Source organism: Thermostichus sp. OS-CIW-32 (assembly GCF_054060415.1).
The window spans coordinates 135,439-153,674 of record NZ_JBSSDD010000005.1; the positions used below are offsets into that span (position 1 = coordinate 135,439).

At 59.1% G+C, this 18,236-nt stretch carries 15 protein-coding genes; 13 read left to right on the forward strand and 2 right to left on the reverse strand.

The window, feature by feature from the left end; translation table 11 throughout:
- The first annotated feature begins 7 nt into the window (after positions 1–7).
- Both ACVWY8_RS08025 and ACVWY8_RS08030 read left to right on the forward strand, forming a co-directional pair.
- The gene (locus ACVWY8_RS08025) at positions 8–988 is read left to right on the forward strand and encodes a DNA adenine methylase (RefSeq protein WP_457394173.1); all 981 of its coding nucleotides are present in this window, start codon (positions 8–10) and stop codon (positions 986–988) included.
- 28 nt (positions 989–1,016) lie between these two features.
- A complete protein-coding gene (locus ACVWY8_RS08030; protein WP_414330062.1) occupies positions 1,017–1,349 on the forward strand; it encodes a BolA family protein in 333 nt (110 codons plus the stop codon).
- Between the two features lie 171 nt (positions 1,350–1,520).
- On the opposite strand, the gene ACVWY8_RS08035 is transcribed toward ACVWY8_RS08030, so the two are convergent.
- On the reverse strand, positions 1,521–2,642 hold the full coding sequence (locus ACVWY8_RS08035) for a PP2C family protein-serine/threonine phosphatase (protein ID WP_457394176.1): 1,122 nt from the start codon (positions 2,640–2,642) through the stop codon (positions 1,521–1,523).
- Between the two features lie 371 nt (positions 2,643–3,013).
- On the opposite strand from ACVWY8_RS08035, the gene ACVWY8_RS08040 reads away from it, so the two are divergent.
- The 11 genes from ACVWY8_RS08040 (at position 3,014) to rsgA (ending at position 17,422) form a co-directional block, all read left to right on the forward strand.
- Positions 3,014–4,825, forward strand: coding sequence for a hypothetical protein (locus tag ACVWY8_RS08040; RefSeq protein ID WP_457394179.1), 1,812 nt, complete (start codon positions 3,014–3,016; stop codon positions 4,823–4,825).
- Positions 4,826–4,910: 85 nt separating this feature from the next.
- A complete protein-coding gene (locus ACVWY8_RS08045) occupies positions 4,911–5,951 on the forward strand; it encodes an NADP(H)-dependent aldo-keto reductase (RefSeq protein ID WP_414330066.1) in 1,041 nt (346 codons plus the stop codon).
- A gap of 172 nt (positions 5,952–6,123) precedes the next feature.
- Positions 6,124–7,863 carry an S-layer homology domain-containing protein gene (locus ACVWY8_RS08050; RefSeq protein WP_457394182.1) on the forward strand — a complete coding sequence of 580 codons (1,740 nt, stop codon included), beginning with the start codon at positions 6,124–6,126 and terminating at the stop codon, positions 7,861–7,863.
- Between the two features lie 134 nt (positions 7,864–7,997).
- Entirely contained in the window at positions 7,998–8,924 is a 927-nt protein-coding gene (locus tag ACVWY8_RS08055) for a hypothetical protein (RefSeq protein WP_457394185.1), read from the forward strand.
- Positions 8,925–9,011: 87 nt separating this feature from the next.
- Positions 9,012–10,232, forward strand: coding sequence for a DUF445 domain-containing protein (locus ACVWY8_RS08060; RefSeq protein ID WP_011434466.1), 1,221 nt, complete (start codon positions 9,012–9,014; stop codon positions 10,230–10,232).
- Positions 10,233–10,272: 40 nt separating this feature from the next.
- Entirely contained in the window at positions 10,273–11,934 is a 1,662-nt protein-coding gene (locus ACVWY8_RS08065) for a bifunctional metallophosphatase/5'-nucleotidase (protein ID WP_457394187.1), read from the forward strand.
- A 156-nt stretch (positions 11,935–12,090) separates the two neighbouring features.
- Positions 12,091–12,828 (forward strand): nucleotide exchange factor GrpE, encoded by a 738-nt coding sequence (grpE, locus tag ACVWY8_RS08070; RefSeq protein ID WP_414407151.1) that lies wholly within the window; start codon positions 12,091–12,093, stop codon positions 12,826–12,828.
- A 179-nt stretch (positions 12,829–13,007) separates the two neighbouring features.
- Positions 13,008–14,816: a molecular chaperone DnaK gene (gene dnaK, locus ACVWY8_RS08075; RefSeq protein WP_414329166.1), complete on the forward strand. Its 1,809-nt coding sequence runs from the start codon at positions 13,008–13,010 to the stop codon at positions 14,814–14,816.
- Positions 14,817–14,946: 130 nt separating this feature from the next.
- Complete coding sequence (gene dnaJ, locus ACVWY8_RS08080; RefSeq protein WP_414329167.1) at positions 14,947–16,131, forward strand: molecular chaperone DnaJ; 1,185 nt, start codon at positions 14,947–14,949, stop codon at positions 16,129–16,131.
- The gene (locus ACVWY8_RS08085; protein ID WP_414329168.1) at positions 16,128–16,397 is read left to right on the forward strand and encodes a sulfurtransferase TusA family protein; all 270 of its coding nucleotides are present in this window, start codon (positions 16,128–16,130) and stop codon (positions 16,395–16,397) included. The genes dnaJ and ACVWY8_RS08085 overlap by 4 nt, the downstream gene beginning before the upstream one ends.
- Positions 16,394–17,422, forward strand: coding sequence for a ribosome small subunit-dependent GTPase A (gene rsgA / locus ACVWY8_RS08090; RefSeq protein ID WP_457394190.1), 1,029 nt, complete (start codon positions 16,394–16,396; stop codon positions 17,420–17,422). The genes ACVWY8_RS08085 and rsgA overlap by 4 nt, the downstream gene beginning before the upstream one ends.
- A gap of 170 nt (positions 17,423–17,592) precedes the next feature.
- Here rsgA and ACVWY8_RS08095 read toward each other — a convergent pair whose 3' ends face one another.
- Positions 17,593–18,174, reverse strand: coding sequence for a Uma2 family endonuclease (locus tag ACVWY8_RS08095; RefSeq protein ID WP_457394193.1), 582 nt, complete (start codon positions 18,172–18,174; stop codon positions 17,593–17,595).
- Positions 18,175–18,236 lie beyond the last annotated feature (62 nt).

Genomic DNA, 18,236 nt, shown 5'->3' on the forward strand with positions numbered 1-18,236 from the left:
ACCAACGATGACCCACCCTTGTTCTCTTGGACATAGGCGTGCTCTGCGGCGGGAAGAACTCTGGAACCCTGTACCCGACTCCTGCGAACCCACCCCAGCGGAGCCAGCCGTTAAAGCGCGTCCCTTCCTAAAATGGGCAGGGGGAAAAGGGCAACTGCTCAGCCAATACGAACCCTTTTTTCCTCGCGCCTGGAACACCTATCACGAGCCCTTTTTGGGGGGTGGAGCGGTCTTTTTTCATCTGGCCCAAGGGATCCCATCGGGTTCTCGACACTTTGTTTTGTCGGATATCAACCCTGAGCTGGTAAACGTGTATTGCTGCGTGCGGGATCAGGTGGAGGAGATCATTGCCCTGCTCAGCCACCACCAAGCCCACCACAGCCGGAACCATTACTACACCATCCGCGCGGCTCGTTTCGAGGATCCGGCGCAACGGGCTGCCCGCCTGCTGTACTTGAACAAAACCTGTTTCAACGGCCTCTACCGGGAGAACTCGCGGGGAGAGTTCAATGTTCCTTTGGGCCGTTACCGCAATCCCCGCATTTGCGACGCGGAGAACCTACGGGCTGTGGCACGGGTTTTACAAGGCGTGGAGATCGCGGTGCAGCCGTTTTGGCAGGTGCTCGAACGAGCCAAACCCGGGGATTTCGTCTATTTGGATCCCCCTTACTATCCCCTTTCTGCCAGCAGCAGCTTCACAGCCTACAGCCGGTTTGCCTTCGGCGAAGCGGAACAGATCCGCCTGCGAGAGGTGTTTGGAACCTTGGCCGACCGAGGCGTGCAGGTGCTGCTCTCCAATTCCGATTGCCCCTTCGTGCGGGAACTGTACCGGGATTACCCCATCCAGACCATCTCCGCCAGCCGTGCCATCAACGCCCAGGGCCACAAACGCGGCCCCATCACCGAGGTCTTGGTGCTGAGCCATCCCAGCCTGGCCTCTGCCCGTAGTGGGCCGGAAGGGATCCCGTTTTGCCCCAGAACCGTCTAAGGTGGACGCGATAGCGGTGCGGAGCACAATGGATGAGCAGGTCGAGATCCGAGGCGGGATCTTGAGCTTGGACACAGTGAGACCACGGGGACAACAGCGCATGGATCCACGAGAAATTGAGGCGTTGGTACGGGCCGCCCTGCCCGGTGCGAGAGTACAGGTGGAAGACACGGTCGGCGATGGCCACCATTTCCAGGCCATTGTGGTGGCGGAACAATTCCAGGGCTTGCCCCTGATCAAACAGCACCGGCTGGTGAATGAGGCCCTGAAAGCCTACCTGCAGGATGGCCGCCTACATGCTTTGGCCCTGCGCACCTTTACCCCCGCTCAGTGGGAGCAACTCCAGGGGCCGGATGGCTGATCGCGACAGCAGGACAGAGTCCCCTTGAGCCAAGAGGGTCATTTCCGGTCGCGCTGGGCATCGCCTCGATTCCCGGCTCCTCTCTTCCTTTGGGAAAGGGGCTGGAGCTGTCGCAAACGGGAATCCTCAAGGGATCGCCTCAAAGCAGCTTGCAATAGCCATAACTCACCTCTAACCAAAGCTGATCCGGAGCAGGGAGAAATCATCCTCAAAGTCCGTCCGCCCCTGAAAGGATTGGGCCTGATGGATCACCTGATCCAAACTATTGCCAGCGCCCTTGCTCAGCAGGGCTATCAAATTGTCCAGCCCCCAGATTTCTCTCTGGGGGTTTATGACTTCGTAAACTCCATCACTGAACAGGTAGAGATGGCTGTTCTCGGGGATCCGCACCTGATCCCTTTGAAAAGTGAGGTCGGGCAAAATGCCAATGGGCAAGTTGGCAGTCTTCAGCAGGAGCGAATCCTGACCCTGGATGAGCAGGGCAGGTGGGTGGCCGGCACTGGCAAAAGAGAGCAAACGGGATCCCGGCTGGTAAACCCCATACCAAAGGGTGAAGTACATCTCATGGTGGGATCCCATTTGAAAAGAGTGGTTGAGGGCGCGCAAGACCGCATCCGGCTGCCGCAGGTCTGTATCGGCCAGGCTCTGGGAACGCAACTGGTTCATCACCGACACCGACAACAACGCGGATCCCACCCCGTGCCCTGACACATCTAGCAGGTAGATGGCCAGGTGATCCTCGTCTAGCCAGTGGTAGTTAAACGAATCCCCCCCCAGCTCCTGGGAGGGCAAAAAGCACCACTCAATCGCTATTTGGTGAGGTGGGAAGTCGGCCGGCTTGGGCAAAAGCGAACGCACATAGCTGGCTGCTTCGGCCAACTCCGCCCGCAGTCGGGCCGTTTGCTGCTGCAGGTCATAGCTGAGCTGGTGCAAGCGCAGCCCAGCCCGCACCCGCGCCCGCAATTCATTGGGATCGATGGGCTTGCTGAGGAACTCATCTGCCCCGGCATCCAGGCCCTGGATGCGGTCTTCGACTTCGGTGCGAGCGGTAAGCAAAATAAAGAAGGTGGTGGAAAACTTGGGATCCGCCTTGATGCGCCGGCAGACCTCCAGCCCATCCATATCCGGCATCATCCAGTCACAGATAATCAGCCCCGGGGTTAGGAGATGAGCTTTCTCCAGCCCTTCCAAGCCACCGCTGGCCATCTCGACGGTGTAGCCCTGCCGCTCCAGGGATCGCTTCAACACCAGCCGAATCGTGGGATCGTCGTCCACAATCAAAATGGCCGTCATGACCACTGCACCTCAATCCCGAATCAACCCGAATTAAAACGCAACTCTAGCCCGTACTGGTAGGCAGACCGTTTATCCTAGCCCAGGAGTTGCGGCAGAAAAACCGGCTTGGAGGGCGGTTAGCGGAAAAGCCTCAGCAACCTCATCCCCCAGAGCTAAAGTTGCGTATCCCTTAGTGGATCCCTAAAACCGTGGTTGCACGCTACCCAAAAGCTGACCGTTTCAAGATACTGGTGGGAATAGATAACAGCGGGGGGGTTTTTGGGCAGATTCTGCTTTAGAGACTTCCATTGGACAAAGAGATACGGATCACATCTTATCCATCCTTTGCCGGTCTAGAGTGAACTTTGAGGTTAAACGGCCTTGGCTGCATGAGCGCGTCTCCTCTACCGTTATCTCCTCCGTCCGTTCGGGATTCGCAGGCGGCTTCAGCCGCGGCACCCCGCCAAGCTCCCAGGGGAGAAATTCGGCTGGAGGACTTGGACGAGAAGCAATTGTTGGCCTCCCTATCGTCGGTGGTGTTAAACCCGGCAGCTTGGAGTTGCTTCAGCGTCAGCGAAACCAGCCGCCTGCTACGCCCCCTGCAAATCTGCCCCGACTTGACAGGAACTCCCGTTCTCTCCCCAGGGGCCACTGCCGAAGTGGTCTATAAGTTCCTGCTGAGCGACGGTCGGATCGGAACCATGAAGGGGCTGATCTCCATCGAAGACTTCCGCAGCGAGCGGCTGCGCTCCGTTTACGATCAGCTTCACATCGAAAAGATTATACCGGTCTTCACCGAGTCGGTTGTGGTGCAAATCATCGACCATTTGAAACCGATTTTTGCCCGTGACTTGGATGAGCTGCTTTGGCAAGAAAGTTTTTACTTTACCCCTCAAGATCTGCGCCAGCAGGAGTTCTTGTTGCGCGGCCTACGGCCCGAGGCGATCCCACGCAGCTTTCGGCCTCACCTGCAAAGGGTCTACACCCAGATTATGAAGGTGTGTCGCAGCTTGCCCAACATCGCCTTCCAACTGTGTCTGCGAGCCTACCTGGAGTACAACGAGGTCAAGAACAGGCATCTGCTGGCGCTTCTGCTCAGCAAGTATTTTTACACGCTCTACCGCATCGGCGGGCTGGACGGTTGGGAAAGTGGGGATCCGGTGGAGCTGGGATCCCTGCGCTCCTCCAATCGGCAGGCTCGACTCCAGGCTCTTGCTCGCCTTCTAACCCTGGACAACGACAGCGACGCTCCCCTGGTGGGCATTGGGGGCAGCGGGCTGGGGGGCAGCTATTTCAGTGGGGAACGGGAGCCTACTGGTGTTGAGATGGTGAGCTCGGAGGAGATTGAAAAGCTGCGGCAAGATGTGGAGGTGGCCCGCGGCCAGATCGCCGAGGCCCAGCAGTTGGTAACTCAATATCAGGAGGAGAAAAAACAGGAACTGCTCAACCGCCTTCAGGATCCGGGAAAGTTTCTTCTCTTCAGCATTCATCAGTTTTTTGACACCCTCTTCGGATCCCTGCCCGGGGAGGTGAAAAGCGAGTACGGGGCAGTTTGGGTGCCGCGCACCTCCTACTTGGATGAGAAGGAGCGAGACAAGCTGACAGAGCATTTGCGCCACATCACCAGCGAAGCTTATTTGGTCAGCGTTCCCTTTGCCGAGGCCACCCTCATCGGCTATTGGCGAGTTTTGGCCGATTCCTTCTACAACCAATGGGTTTTGAATCAGTACAAGCAGTTGCAAAGCTATGGAGTGGATCTGGAGCAACAGGGCATCCAGATTCTGGAACGAGAACGATTCCTGGATGAGGTTCAGTTGCGCTTTGCCGCCCGCCACCGAGAAATCGTCACCCAAAATGTGGAGAAGATCACCCAAATTGTGGTGGATAGCCTGGCCAAACGGGTGGCCCTCAACACCGGCCAGCAAAGTTTTCAGGCTATGCGGGCCAAGTTGACCACTGTTTTGGATATGGACATTTCCCGCAAAGACGTGGGGGAAGTCAAGCGGCTGATCGACTACTTTACGGATGTGTTTTTGGGCAAGCGGGAGGAGCTGCGCTCCCCCTATCCGGTGGGCACGATTTTGCAAGTCAAGGCGGCCATTGAGGCTCGCCCCCCCGATAGCCGCACCCGCATTGGTCTGGAAATTTTGGGTCAGCTCTACCGCGAGTACGTTCCCCTGCTGGGATCCGCACCGAAATAGGAACGGGGGCATAGCGGCGGATCCCGTAGGCCGACAGGTTTTGGGCACAATGGGGACTGGCGCGCTGTCTAGATGGAGATTCCCCATGCGCTACCGCCAGCTTGGCCACAGCCCTTTGCAAGTTTCCGAGATCTGCCTGGGCACCATGACCTTTGGGCAGCAGAATACTTTGTCTGAGGCTTTCGAACAGCTCGACTACGCGGTGGAGCACGGGATCAACTTCATCGATACCGCCGAGATGTACCCGGTGCCAGCGCGGGCGGAAACCCAGGGATCCACCGAGCGCTACATCGGCGAGTGGCTACAACACCAACCGCGGCATCGCCTGATCCTGGCCACCAAGATCACCGGCCCTGGTCGGCCCTGGCATTGGATTCGCGGCGGATCCCTGTCCATTACCCGCGACAACCTCAGGCAGGCGGTGGCCGGCAGCCTCAAACGCCTGAAGACCGACTACATCGACCTCTACCAGATCCACTGGCCGGATCGCTACGTGCCCCTGTTTGGGGGCGTTGCCTACGATCCCAGCCAGGAGCGGCCCACCGTTCCCATTGCCGAGCAGTTGCAGGCTCTGGCGGAATTGGTGCAAGAGGGTCTCATTCGCTACATCGGCCTGAGCAACGAAACCCCTTGGGGGGTGAGCAAGTTCTGCCAGGTGGCCGAGCAACTGGGGTTGCCCAAGGTGGTCTCGATTCAGAATGCCTACAGCCTCATCAACCGCACGTTTGAAATGGGCCTGGCGGAAGTCTGCCGCCACGAGCAGGTGGGCTTGCTGGCCTACAGCCCGCTCGGATTTGGGCTGCTGACGGGCAAATATCTGGGGGGGGTGAAGCCGCCGGGATCCCGTTTGGCCTTGTTTGAAGGCTTTGGCCAGCGGTACCGCAAGCCGAATGTGGAAGAAGCGGTGGCCGCCTATGTGCAAATTGCCCGCCGGCACGGTCTGACACCGGCCCAGTTGGCTTTGGCCTTTGTGCGCAGCCGCTGGTTTGTCACCAGCACCATCATTGGGGCCACCAGCCTGACCCAACTCAAAGAGAACCTCAGTTGCCTGGATGTGGAGCTGTCCCCGCAGATCCTGGCGGAGATCGAAGCGGTTCACCAGCGCTACCCCAATCCTGCCCCTTAAGAGGTTGGCGAAACCGACGGCCAAATAGAACTTTTCGGAAGGTTTCCTCGTCTGGATGTGCGGTTTGGATATCCTCTCCAACTCTTCTGTCCGGCCAGTTTCTATGGCCTCTCCCAGCCAAGAGTGGGGATCCGAGACCTGAATCCTGTACCAAGAACCTGAGGTGTGAACGATGCGTAAGCTTTCCCTTTGGCAGGGTTGGAAGACTGCGGCTTTGGTGATCAGTTGCAGCAGCTTGGCCTGGCTTGGGGATCCCGCTTGGGCCCAACTTTCTGATATCAGCACCTATTGGGGTGCCCAGTACATTGCCGGGTTGAATGAACGGCAGATCATCGGCGGCTTCCCGGATGGCACCTTTCGTCCCAACGAGTCCATCACCCGTGCCCAATTTGCCGTCATTGTCACCAAAGCTTTTGGCCTAGATACCAACGTTCCTGTGCGCTCCTTTGCCGATCCCATTCCCAGTTGGGCGGCTCCCTCCATCGGCGCGGCGGCAGCGGCAGGGTTTGTTTCCGGCTTTCCGGACGGCACCTTTCGCCCCAACGATGTGCTCACCCGTGCGCAGGCCATCACTGTCCTGACCCGTGCCGCCACCAACGGTAGGCTCATCGAGGATCCCGGTCAAATTGACGCGATCCTGGCCGGGTTTGGCGATGCCAATTTGGTTCCCAACTTTGCCCGCGCCCCCATCGCGACAGCAGTTCAGGAAGGGCTGTTAGTGCTCTACCCCAACCCCACCCAATTGAATGCCCAGGCGGTGGCCACGCGGGGGGAAGTGGCTGCTCTTACCTACCAAGCGCTGGCCAAGGTGGGCCGGGTGCCCAATTTGGATCCGCCGGTGGGGGCTGCCATTCCCGGCCCTGGGATCCGTACCGAGCTCCTTGCCCAGGTCACTCCTACGCCCGAACCCCTGGCCACGCCGGACATTCCCATTGAGCCTCTGGTGGAAACGCTGCCCGCCGCTCCAGAGGTGAGAACCTTCTTTGCCCGCGAAGAGCTGGGATCTGTAAACCCAGGAGATACGATTACCGTGTTTTTGCTGGGATCCCCAGGGGCGCAGGGATCGTTTTCCATCCCCGGCATTGCCTACAACCTGCCACTGCAGGAAACCCGCCCAGGGCAATACGAGGGCAGCTACACCTTCCGCAGCCAAGACCGGGCCTCAGAAGCGCCTGTTTTTGCCCGCTTGGAGCGGGATGGACTGGTAACCCTGGTGCAGCTGCCGGATAAGACCATCACCATCGGGCGGGTGACCGACACCACCTTCCCCACCATCAGCGAACTGGCCCCTCCCAACGGATCCCTAACAGACAACCCTCGCCCCTCCATCTCAGCCCGTTTCCAAGATGACCAAGGAATTGACCTGAATAGCTTTACCTTGCTGGTGAACAATGTGGATGTCACCGCCCAAGCCCAGCTCACCCGCACCGGCTTCGCCTACACCCCAGCCGAGCCGCTGCCCACCGATCGACCGACCTTGATCGCCGTCCAAATTGCCGATACCAGCGGCAACACTGCCATCCAGCAGTGGTCTTTCCAGGTGCAGGCCGCCCAGCCCACTGCCACACCAACTCCAACACCCGCACCAACCCCAACCCCAACACCGACAGCAACACCCACTCCCACGCTGACTTCAACACCAACCCCGACACCTACGCCCGCCCCAACACTCACCCCCACGCCACCCACACCGACCCCCACGCCGGAAGCTACACCCACTCCCACTCCACAGCCTGGCGGAGAGCCTTCACCTTCTCCTTCTCCAGAAGGACGGTCTCCTGCAGAACCCAAGCCGGAGTCCAGCCCCGAGGCTCAGGAGAGTGAGGCTACAGAGTCTCCTAAGCCAGAATCCCCAGCCCCCCAGCCAGGGGATCCCGGCGGACCGACTCCTTCTCCTTCCCCCAGCCCCTAGGGAAAACTCGATCCAGACCCCGAACAGGCTCAATAGTGTTTTAAGAGCTTCCGATCCCTTAATACCTACTAAATCTAGTGGGCACAAGCGGGGCAGGATGTTAAGCTACTGCCAGTTGCGACCGGATGGGATCCATGAGCTCAACCTTGCAGCCGTTCCTGCATTTGTTGCAGAGGAGTTCCTTTTGGGGGGTGTTGATAGCCGGTGCCGTTACCCCGGTTGCTGCTCAGCAGTTCGAGTTCACCCCTCAGCCGGTACCCCCCAGGGGGGATCCCGTCCCTACCTTGCCCTTGCTGAGTGCTCCGCCCTCCCCCAGCTCTGCCGCCCCACCGGCCCTACCGCCTGTACCTCAGGTGCCGCAAATGCCGCTGGATCCCACGGCTCCGGTTTTGGATCCGATCCCGGTGGTGCCCGTTCCAGTGGCCCCAGGTGGACACCCCCCCCAAGGCGAAGCCTATTCCTATCAACGTCGGCCCGACCTCAGCCCAGGTGGGGATCTCTCCGGAGCCACGCGGGGCGAGCTGCCTGCCGGCACCCGTATTCTCCTCACGGTCTACCGCCCCATCGCCTTCCAGCCCTACCAGGCCATCAACGGCCACCTGGAAGTCTCCGAGCCGGTGGTGGATCGCTTTGGCCAGGTGGTGATCCCGGCAGGGAGTGTGGTGTGGGGCACTTTTGAGCCGGTTTACCGAGAACAGAAGTTTCCTGGTCGGGAGTCGGAGAGCGCCGATCCCCAAGAGCGGGTCGTCGGCAGCCGCTTTGTGGCCAACCGCCTCACCATCGGCTCTTCCACCTACTTGGTGAGAGGCCAATCTGCGCCGCTACCAGTCGGGTTGGATCGCAACGCCGATGTCGGCACAACTGTAGCCCGCGGGGCAGGCTATGGGGCAGCAGGTGGGTTGGCCTTGGGAATTCTCACAGGGGGATGGGGCTTTTTGCCGATCTTGGCCGGCAGCTTGGCAGGTGCTGCGGCAGGCAGTACCAATATCGACCGGGTGGTGACGCTACAGCCCAATACGCTGGTGGAGCTGGAACTGACCGATAGCCTGATCATCCAATGAACTGGCCAACCCTCTTTTGCCCTATGGCTGGCTGAAGTGACTCGGGGCAGCTCGGTAGAGTAGAAGAGAGCCCCCTCCATTGGTTCCATGGCCTTCTGGATCTACGTTGTGCCCCCGCTGGCCGGGCTGGTGATCGGCTATTTCACCAACGACATTGCCATCAAAATGCTGTTCCGGCCCTACCGCCCCTATCGGGTTTTCGGCTGGCGCATCCCCTTCACCCCCGGTTTGATCCCGCAGAACCAACCCCGTCTGGCCAAGCAGATCGCCAAGACCATCATGGGATCCCTGCTCACGCCGGAGGAACTGCACAATCTGGCCCGTAAGCTGCTGCAAACCGAGCGCATGCAAGCAGGGATCCGCTGGCTGCTGGGGGTAGCCCTGGATCGGCTGCAAAACCCTGAGCAACAGCAGCAAACTGCTCAGGTGTTGGCGCGCATTTTAGCCGACCTGTTTAACGAGTCGTTGCCCCGCCTGGTGAAGGTGCTTGCCCGCCAAGAAACCTTTTTGGAAGGGCCCATTAACCAACTGTTCGACCAAGTGTTGCTGGAGCTGCGCCTCAGCAGCGAGCAGGCTAAGCAGCTCTCGGAGTGGATCCTGAAGCAGGCGCTGCCCCCAAAGGTGTTGCGGCAGAACTTGGTGGACTTTCTCACCGATCGCAACATCGAATCCCTTGACGAGGAGTTTCGTGAACGAGCGACCGGCTCCTACTGGGTGGTGGCCAACTTGTTCGGCCTGAAAAATGCCCTGCTGCGCCTGCGCACCTATTGTCTAGAAGAGCCGGAAGGGGCAGAAGCCATCTTGGAAGATCTGCTCAAAGACATCAACGCCTCCCGCCGCCTGACCGAGATCCTGCAGAACCTCTCGCTGCAAAACCTGCCGGTTTCCGCCGTGCGTCAGTTGCGCCGTGCCCTCCGCGACGGGATCCAAGATTACCTGCGCAGCCAAGGGCCAGAGGTTATCAAAGGGCTGGGGGAGACCATCGATTGGGAAAAAGTGGCCAGCCTGGTGTTGGGACGCCTGCGCAACTCCAAGGCGTTGATCACCTCCATCGATCAGATCAGCGCCGACCTGGCTTTGGTCTTGGAGCGCTACCTAGAACGGGATCTCGAATCCCTGATGATGCAGGTGATCCCGGTGTTGAACCTGGATCAGGTCATTGCCGATAAAGTCAACGCCACCTCCCCTGCCGACCTGGAGCAGGCCATCCAGCAGATTGTGCGCCAAGAACTCCAGGCCATTGTCAACTTAGGCGGCCTCCTCGGCTTTTTGGTGGGCTGTGTGCAGGTGCTGTTCTTGCTGGGCTGACGAGTTTGGGTTGGGCTTTGACTTTGGCTATGATATGAGAATGCGATTAACAATTCTCCACACTTCGGATCTCCATGCCAATCTACATCCCTGGAACTACTTCACCGGGATCCCTGCGGAGCACGGTTTAGCCAAGCTGGCCACCCTCATCAAGCGCGTGCGAGCAGCCAGTGAGGATCCCGTCCTGCTCATCGACAGCGGCGACACCATTCAGGGATCCCCTTTAGGCAGCTACTATGCGCAAGTGGAGCGCGTCTCCCCTCACCCCTTGGCTCATGCTCTCAACGCCTTGGGCTACGACGCCTTTACCCCCGGCAACCACGACTTTAACTTTGGGCTGCAAGTTCTCCAGGATTTTATCGGCGATCTCCGCTGTCCGGTGCTCTGCGCCAACATCCTCCGCCAGAATGGGGATCCCCTCTTCCAGCCCTACCTGATCCGGGAATTGGCCGGGGTTCGCGTTGGCCTGTTGGGGCTGACCACCCCCCGCATCGACACCTGGGAGCGCCCGGACTACATCTTGGGCCTACGCTTTGCCCCCCTGCTGGAGACTGCCCGCCACTACCTGTCGCTGCTGCGACCTCAGGTGGATGTCTTGATCTTGATCCTGCACAGCGGCCCCAACCAATTGCCCCCCCTGCGCACCCCTGAGCATTGGCACAACCCAGATCGCTCCGGCTGGTGCAGCAACAAAAGCCTGGCAGGGGAAAACGAACTGTTGGCCCTGGCCGAACTGGACGGCATTGACGTCATCCTCTCCGGCCATACCCACCAGACCATCGCCGGTCTGGGGGGATCCCCAGCTCTAGTGGTGCAGCCCGGCTATTGGGGCAGCCACCTCTCCCAGGTATCCCTGGAGCTGGAGCGCCAGGGCAGCCGCTGGCAAATCATCAGCAAAAGCGCACAGCTCCTCTCCGCCGAAGGGATCCCTCCCGATCCCGAACTCTTGGCCTTGACAGAGCCCTATCATCAAGCCACCCTGCGCTACATCCGTCAGCCCATTGGCCAAGCCCGTTCTGCCTATAGCGGCGGTCTGGCAGCCCGTCTGGGGGCCAACCCTCTGGCAGAGCTGCTCCATCAGGCCCAATTGCAAGCAGTGCGGGAGGCAGGATTCCCCGCAGAGCTCTCCCTGGTCAACATCTGCAGCAGCGCCGGCCTGTCAGCAGGCCCCATCTCCCTGCAAGATGCCTACAGCCTCACCGTCTACGACAACACCCTCTGCGTTTTGGAGATCACCGGAGATATTCTGCGGCGCGCCCTGGAACAGACTGCCGGCTATTTTCGCCAGTTGGATCCCAATCACCTTCCCGCCGATCCTGCTGCCGTCGTGGCCCCCGAAGCCCGCGGCTACACCTTCGACCTCTACCACGGCATCGACTACTGCTTCGATCTCACCCGCCCCGTAGGAAAGCGCCTGGTGACCTTACAATTCCGCGGACAGCCGGTGGAACCAGCACAGACCTTTCGCCTGGCCATTAACCACTACCGAGCCGGCGGCGGCGGCGGTTACAGCATGTTCCAAGAAGCCCAAACCCTGTGGATCTCAGCCGATAGCATCCGCGACTTTCTGGTCTACTACATTCACACCCACTCCCCCATTCAACCCATCTACAGCCCCAACTGGCGCCTAATCCCCGACTTGGCCAAGATCTACTTCCCCGATTGCCTGGGCCGGCCACGGGAACATCTGCTGGTCGGCTAGGAAAGAAAAGATATTGACTTCAACTGGCTGAAAGAGAACCCGGTAGAATACGATCAACACAGAGCCTGGTTTGGCTGAGTGCAGCGGCGGTTTTGAAACTGCCAAACTGGGGATATCCGAGTCACTGCTCATTGCTAACACTTGCCGACATCGCCCATGACTGCCGAAGAGAAGCAACCGATGGCCCCAGAAGATACCTATCCTGAACTACAGGAAGAAGAGATCGACGTAGAGGCAGAGCTGGAGAAGCTGATTTTGGAAGATAGCGAAGCAGAAGCCGGTACCTCCTCCGGAGAAACCGCAGCTGAGCCTTCTCCAGATCCCGGTGAAGCTCTCAAGCAGCTCCAGCACGAGTTGGAAGTTGTCCGCCAGCAACTCAAAGAGAAAGAAGACGCCTACCTGCGCCTCTACGCCGATTTTGAAAACTACCGGCGGCGTACCCAGCGGGAAAAAGAAGAGTTCAGCCAAAAAGAACGGCAGAAATTTGTGCTGGAGATCTTGCCTGTTGTGGACAGCTTTGAGCGGGCTCAGCAGCAGCTGAAGCTGGAAACCGACCGCGAGCGGGAGTTGCACAACAGCTACCAGAGCGTCTATCGCCTGCTGGTGGAATGCCTGAAGAAGATGGGCGTCTCCCGCATGAAATCGGTGGGCCAGCCCTTCGACCCCAACCTGCACGAAGCCATAGCCCGTCAGCCCAGCCCAGACTATCCCGAGGATGTGGTAGCCATCGAATATCAGCCAGGTTACAAGCTGGGGGACTTGGTGATCCGTCATGCCATGGTGGCCGTCTCGGCGGGCAGCCCCAGCTCTGAACCATCCCCCCCAGCCCAAGCCACCATCGAAGCTGGTCCGGAAAACACGCCCGCCTCTCCCCAAAACCCCCAACCTTCCTAGCCAAACTTGCTCACTTGAACCTTGACAAACAGAACCGGAGCAGTCTCAGAAACGCTACAGTAGAGCTACGGAGACGAAAGCACCGTCTGAAGGTTTCTGCGGGATTCTGGGCAGAATGCTTTTAAGATCCGTGGAATTGCGTTCTTGGGTTGAGACTTGGCGCACGGGAAGAGGGGGCTATGGGTAAAGTCATCGGGATTGACCTGGGAACCACCAACAGTTGCGTGGCGGTTTTGGAAGGTGGTCAGCCCGTTGTGATCACCAACGCCGAGGGAGGGCGCACCACCCCCAGCATTGTCGGCTTCGCCAAGAACAACACCCGCTTGGTGGGCCAACTGGCCAAGCGCCAGGCGGTTACCAATGCCGAAAACACCATCTTCAGCATCAAACGCTTCATTGGCCGCACCTTTGCCGAGACCGAAGATGAGCGGAGGCGGGTTCCCTACAAAGTCATCCCCGGTCGAGACAACATGGTGGAAGTGGCGGTGCAAGATCGCGCCTACACTCCGCAGGAGATCTCCGCCATGATCCTGCAAAAGCTGAAGGCCGATGCGGAGGCCTATCTGGGGGAGCCGGTGACCCAAGCCGTGATCACCGTTCCCGCCTATTTTACCGATGCCCAGCGTCAGGCCACCAAAGATGCGGGCACCATTGCCGGCCTGGAGGTGCTGCGCATCATCAACGAGCCGACAGCAGCCGCCCTGGCCTATGGCCTAGACAAACAAGATCAAGACCTACGCATTCTGGTTTTCGATTTGGGTGGCGGCACCTTCGATGTCTCGGTGCTGCAACTGGGCAGCGGCGTGTTTGAGGTGCAAGCGACTGCCGGCAACAACCACCTGGGGGGGGATGATTTCGACCAAAGAATTGTCGATTGGCTCATCCGTCAGTTTTTGGAGACGGAAGGGATCGACCTCTCGCGGGATCGCATGGCCCTGCAGCGGATGCGGGAGGCTGCTGAGAAGGCCAAAATTGAGCTGTCCAGCACCCAGGTTACACTCATTAACCTGCCTTTTATCACCGCCGACGATTCGGGGCCCAAGCACCTGGAAGTGGAGCTGACCCGCGGCAAGTTTGAGGAGTTGGTGCGGGATCTGGTGGAGGCCACCGTGGAGCCTACAGAGCAGGCGCTGCGGGATGCCGGCCTCTCCCCTGCAGACATCGACCGCGTGCTGCTGGTGGGCGGCTCTACTCGTATTCCCGCTGTCCAGGAGAAAATTCGGCAAATCTTCAAAAAAAACCCAGATCGCTCCGTCAACCCGGACGAGGCGGTGGCCCTTGGCGCTGCCATCCAGGCAGGCGTGGTGGGTGGAGAAGTGAAAGATCTACTGCTGCTGGACGTGATCCCTCTCTCGATTGGGGTGGAAACGCTGGGGGGAGTCTTCACCCGCATCATCGAGCGCAACACCACCATTCCCACCAGTAAAACCCAGATTTTCTCCACTGCCACCGATGGCCAGAGTGTGGTGGAGATTCACGTCCTGCAGGGAGAGCGGGCCATGGCCAAAGACAACAAAACCTTGGGCCGCTTTCAGCTGACCGGGATCCCGCCGGCTCCCCGTGGGGTGCCCCAGATCGAGGTTTCTTTTGACATCGATGCCAACGGGATCTTGAAAGTCTCAGCCCGAGAAAAGGGGACAGGAATCGAGCAGAGCGTCAAGATCACCAACAACGGTGGCTTGAGCAGCAGCGAGATCGAGCGAATGCGTCGGGAAGCGGAGGCCTATGCCGAAGAAGATCAGCGCCGGCGGCAGTTGGTGGAAGCCCGCAACCAGTCGGACAGCCTGCTCTACAACTACGACAAAACCCTGCAGGAGCATGGCAATCGCCTCAGCGAAGCTCGAATCCAGCGGGGGGCTCAAGTGGCGGGCACATTGAGGGCATTGCTGGCAAATGATAACGTAGACTTAGCAACTTTACGGAACGCAATGGAAGAACTGCGGGCTGTCCTGCTGGAGATGGGTAGCGAGATCTATGGAGCTCGCTGAGGATTCTAGGCAACTGCTTGCTCTCCCCCAGCTCCGGTGCCTTGTAGGTCTGCTTCGGTTGTGCTGCCTGACAAGTTGCATCTCAAGTGTGTCTGATGTTTTGATCTTTAACCTCTTCTGAAGCGCTTCTATGGCTCGCGACTACTATGAAATCTTGGGGGTTAGCCGCGATAGCTCCAAAGAGGAGATCAAGCGCGCCTATCGACGGTTGGCTCGTAAGTACCACCCGGATGTCAACAAGGAGCCAGGCGCCGAGGAGCGCTTCAAAGAGATCAACCGTGCCTATGAGGTGCTCTCTGATAATGAGCTAAAAGCTCGCTACGATCGCTTTGGAGAAGCGGGTTTGAGTGGAGCTGCTGCGGCAGCAAGTGGATTCCAGGATTTTGCGGGGATGGGTGGCTTTGCCGACATTTTCGAGAGCTTTTTCACCAACTTTGCAGGGGCAGGAGCCAGCTATGCCCGCAGTCGCCAGGGGCCGGTACGGGGCGATGATCTGCGCTTTGACCTAAAACTGGAGTTTCTGGAAGCCATCTTCGGCGGCGAAAAGCAGATTCGCATCAGCCACTTGGAAGTCTGCAACGTCTGTGGAGGCAGCGGGGCTAAGCCCGGTACGGAGGTGAAAACTTGCCCCACCTGCGGGGGCGGTGGTCAGGTGCGGCGGGCAACCCGCACGCCGTTTGGCAACTTTACCCAGGTCTCGGTTTGTCCCACCTGTGGTGGCAGCGGTCAGGTGTTGGAAGAGCCCTGCTACAACTGCAATGGCGAGGGCTTGGCCCAAACCACGAAGAAACTGCGCATTAACATCCCAGCCGGCGTGGATAGTGGCACCCGTTTGCGGGTTTCCGGGGAAGGCGATGCCGGTCGACGCGGTGGCCCGCCCGGGGATCTCTACGTCTACCTATTTGTGGAACCGGATCCCGACTTCCAGCGAGATGGCCTGACCATTCTCTCGGAGGTGCGGGTGAGCTATTTGCAGGCCATCTTGGGGGCCAAAGTCTCTGTGCCCACCGTGGACTCGAAAGCCGGCCTGGAGGAGGAGGTGGAGCTGACCATCCCAGCCGGATCCCAGCCGGGTACAGTGCTGACCCTGGAGGGCAAGGGGGTACCTCGCATTGGCAACCCGATGTCTCGGGGCGACCACCAAATCACCTTGGTGGTGGAGATCCCCACCCGCATCAGCTCAGAAGAGCGGGAATTGCTCATGCGCCTGGCTGAGCTGCACGGAGAACGCATCAACAAGCGGGATGGTTTCTTGGGCGGGTTGTTGCGGGGGCTGGCCCAGATGCCTGGCAACCGGGAGCGTGAGGAAGAATGACTGCAGAGGCTGTTTCGTCGGAAGAGGTCAAGTTTATCCTTGACCAGCGCGGGATCCCTTGCCCACTTAACTACGTGCGGGCGAAGCTGCGCCTGGAGCGCATGGCTCCTGGAGAACTGCTGGAGCTATGGCTGGATGCGGGAGAACCCCTGGAGCAGGTGCCCAACAGTCTAGCCATGGCCGGGCATCGGATTGAGGGACAGGCAGCTTCCCCCGAAGGCCATTACATTCTCTGGGTGCGTCGCGGCACACCTGCGTCGCCATGAACCCGGTGAAACCGGAAGGAAAAGATTGTACCGGCTGGGTGCGAGCAGCGCAGGCCAACTTTTATCGCGTGCGTATCGATCCGAGTTTGGCTGCCCTCTTTCCCGAGATCCCGGCTCGGTTTCCGGTTGAAAAGCCCACCCCGGCGGAGATTCTCTGTACCTGTCGGGCCAAGCTGAAAAAAACGGGCCAGCAGGTGATGGTGGGGGACTGGGTGGAGGTGCGCTTGCCGCCTGCTGCCGCCGACCTCTGGCCGGAGCGGGGGGTGATCGAGGCGATCCTGCCGCGGCGCACTCAGCTGCCTCGACCCGCTATTGCCAACGCGACCCAAGTTCTGGTGGTGGTGGCCCTGGCCGAGCCCGACCCTGAGCCCAACGCCCTCAGTCGTCTGCTGGTGCAAGCCGAGGCCAGCCAACTGCGGGTTCAGGTGGTGTTGAACAAATGCGACTGCGTGGATCCAGAAGTGGCGACAACTTGGGTGGAGCGTCTGCAGAGGTGGGGATATGAGCCTCTGTTGGTCAGTGCCCACACCCAAGCTGGGATCCCCCAGTTGCAACAGTGCTGTCGAGATCAGATCTCGGTGGTGACAGGCCCTTCCGGGGTGGGCAAATCCAGCTTGCTCAATCGGCTGCTGCCGGACGTTCGGCTGGCCACTCAGGCCGTCTCCAGACGTTTGGGCCATGGTCGGCACACCACCCGCCATGTGGAGCTGTTTCCTTTGCCGGAAGGCGGTTGGATCGCCGATTCGCCGGGATTCAATGCTGGCGAAGGGATCCCGCCGGTTCATCCTCTGCAGTTGATACGGTGCTTCCCCGAAGTAAGGGATCGCTTGGGCGCCTGTCAGTTTCGCGATTGCCTGCACCATCGAGAGCCGGGCTGTGGGCTCCGAGATCTGGATTGGGAACGACGGACTTTTTACTTGCAGCTTTTGCAAGAAGTCCAGCAGGTGCAAAAGGCATCGGTGGGCCTTATCCAGCCTGGCCAAGATCCCAGTCTCGCCAGAATTGCGCGAAAGACCCCAATCTGAGGACTATAGTCATTCCAAACTAGATTGAGACACTCCTCAAGCATTCCGTGCAGCTTCTGCGACCACTCCCAGCCCCTCTTCCTTTGGGAGAGGGGAGTTAGGAACCAATACACAATACAACAGAAATGTTTCATTCCTGTCTAAAATGACTATAAAACGACCGTAGAATGTCAGGTGGACCAGATCTTGCGGATGGGCAAGGTGAAGCCCGGCAGCACGTCCTCTCCCGATAAGGTTTCCGGATCTTCGACCAATTCCGGCGCTTGCCCTTGTCGGTAGATCATCACCCGCTTGGCCTTGGGATCCAGCAGCCACCCCAGCCGGCAGCCGTTATCCATGTATTCTTGCATCTTGGCCTGAGTTTGGATCCAAGAGTCGGTGGGCGAGAGGATCTCCACCACAAAATCGGGGCACAGGGGCAAAAATCCTTGACGGACTGAGGGATCCAAAGCTTCCCACTTTTCAATCGGGATCCAGGCCAAATCAGGGGAGCGGTCGCTGCCTGAAGGCAAGGAAAATCCGGTGGAAGAATCAAAGCTTTTCCCTCGGCCCGATTGCCGATTCCAAACATAAACTTCCCCGGCAATTTCAAAGTTAAGATTGCCCGTTTCCCCACCGGCTGGAGACATGATGACCAATTCTCCTTGGGCAGTACGCTCCAGCTTCAGCTCAGGATTGGCGGCACAAAGCCGGATAAAATCTGCTCGGCTGAGGGTTATCAGGGGAGATAGATTCAGAGTCAGAGCAGCCATGGTAGTGTGACTCCGCCTGTTTTTGGCCTATCGCTCAACATTTTTACTGCAGCTGTTTCCAA

Bases quoted from the DNA above. Each gene is read 5' to 3' on its own strand.
- ACVWY8_RS08095 (WP_457394193.1), bottom strand. From the start codon at position 18,174: ATGGCTGCTCTGACTCTGAATCTATCTCCCCTGATAACCCTCAGCCGA.
- ACVWY8_RS08025 (WP_457394173.1), top strand. From the start codon at position 8: ATGACCCACCCTTGTTCTCTTGGACATAGGCGTGCTCTGCGGCGGGAA.
- ACVWY8_RS08035 (WP_457394176.1), bottom strand. From the start codon at position 2,642: ATGACGGCCATTTTGATTGTGGACGACGATCCCACGATTCGGCTGGTG.
- ACVWY8_RS08060 (WP_011434466.1), top strand. From the start codon at position 9,012: ATGGCCTTCTGGATCTACGTTGTGCCCCCGCTGGCCGGGCTGGTGATC.
- ACVWY8_RS08030 (WP_414330062.1), top strand. From the start codon at position 1,017: ATGGATGAGCAGGTCGAGATCCGAGGCGGGATCTTGAGCTTGGACACA.
- ACVWY8_RS08085 (WP_414329168.1), top strand. From the start codon at position 16,128: ATGACTGCAGAGGCTGTTTCGTCGGAAGAGGTCAAGTTTATCCTTGAC.
- ACVWY8_RS08050 (WP_457394182.1), top strand. From the start codon at position 6,124: ATGCGTAAGCTTTCCCTTTGGCAGGGTTGGAAGACTGCGGCTTTGGTG.
- grpE (WP_414407151.1), top strand. From the start codon at position 12,091: ATGACTGCCGAAGAGAAGCAACCGATGGCCCCAGAAGATACCTATCCT.
- rsgA (WP_457394190.1), top strand. From the start codon at position 16,394: ATGAACCCGGTGAAACCGGAAGGAAAAGATTGTACCGGCTGGGTGCGA.
- ACVWY8_RS08055 (WP_457394185.1), top strand. From the start codon at position 7,998: ATGAGCTCAACCTTGCAGCCGTTCCTGCATTTGTTGCAGAGGAGTTCC.
- ACVWY8_RS08065 (WP_457394187.1), top strand. From the start codon at position 10,273: ATGCGATTAACAATTCTCCACACTTCGGATCTCCATGCCAATCTACAT.
- ACVWY8_RS08045 (WP_414330066.1), top strand. From the start codon at position 4,911: ATGCGCTACCGCCAGCTTGGCCACAGCCCTTTGCAAGTTTCCGAGATC.
- dnaJ (WP_414329167.1), top strand. From the start codon at position 14,947: ATGGCTCGCGACTACTATGAAATCTTGGGGGTTAGCCGCGATAGCTCC.
- ACVWY8_RS08040 (WP_457394179.1), top strand. From the start codon at position 3,014: ATGAGCGCGTCTCCTCTACCGTTATCTCCTCCGTCCGTTCGGGATTCG.
- dnaK (WP_414329166.1), top strand. From the start codon at position 13,008: ATGGGTAAAGTCATCGGGATTGACCTGGGAACCACCAACAGTTGCGTG.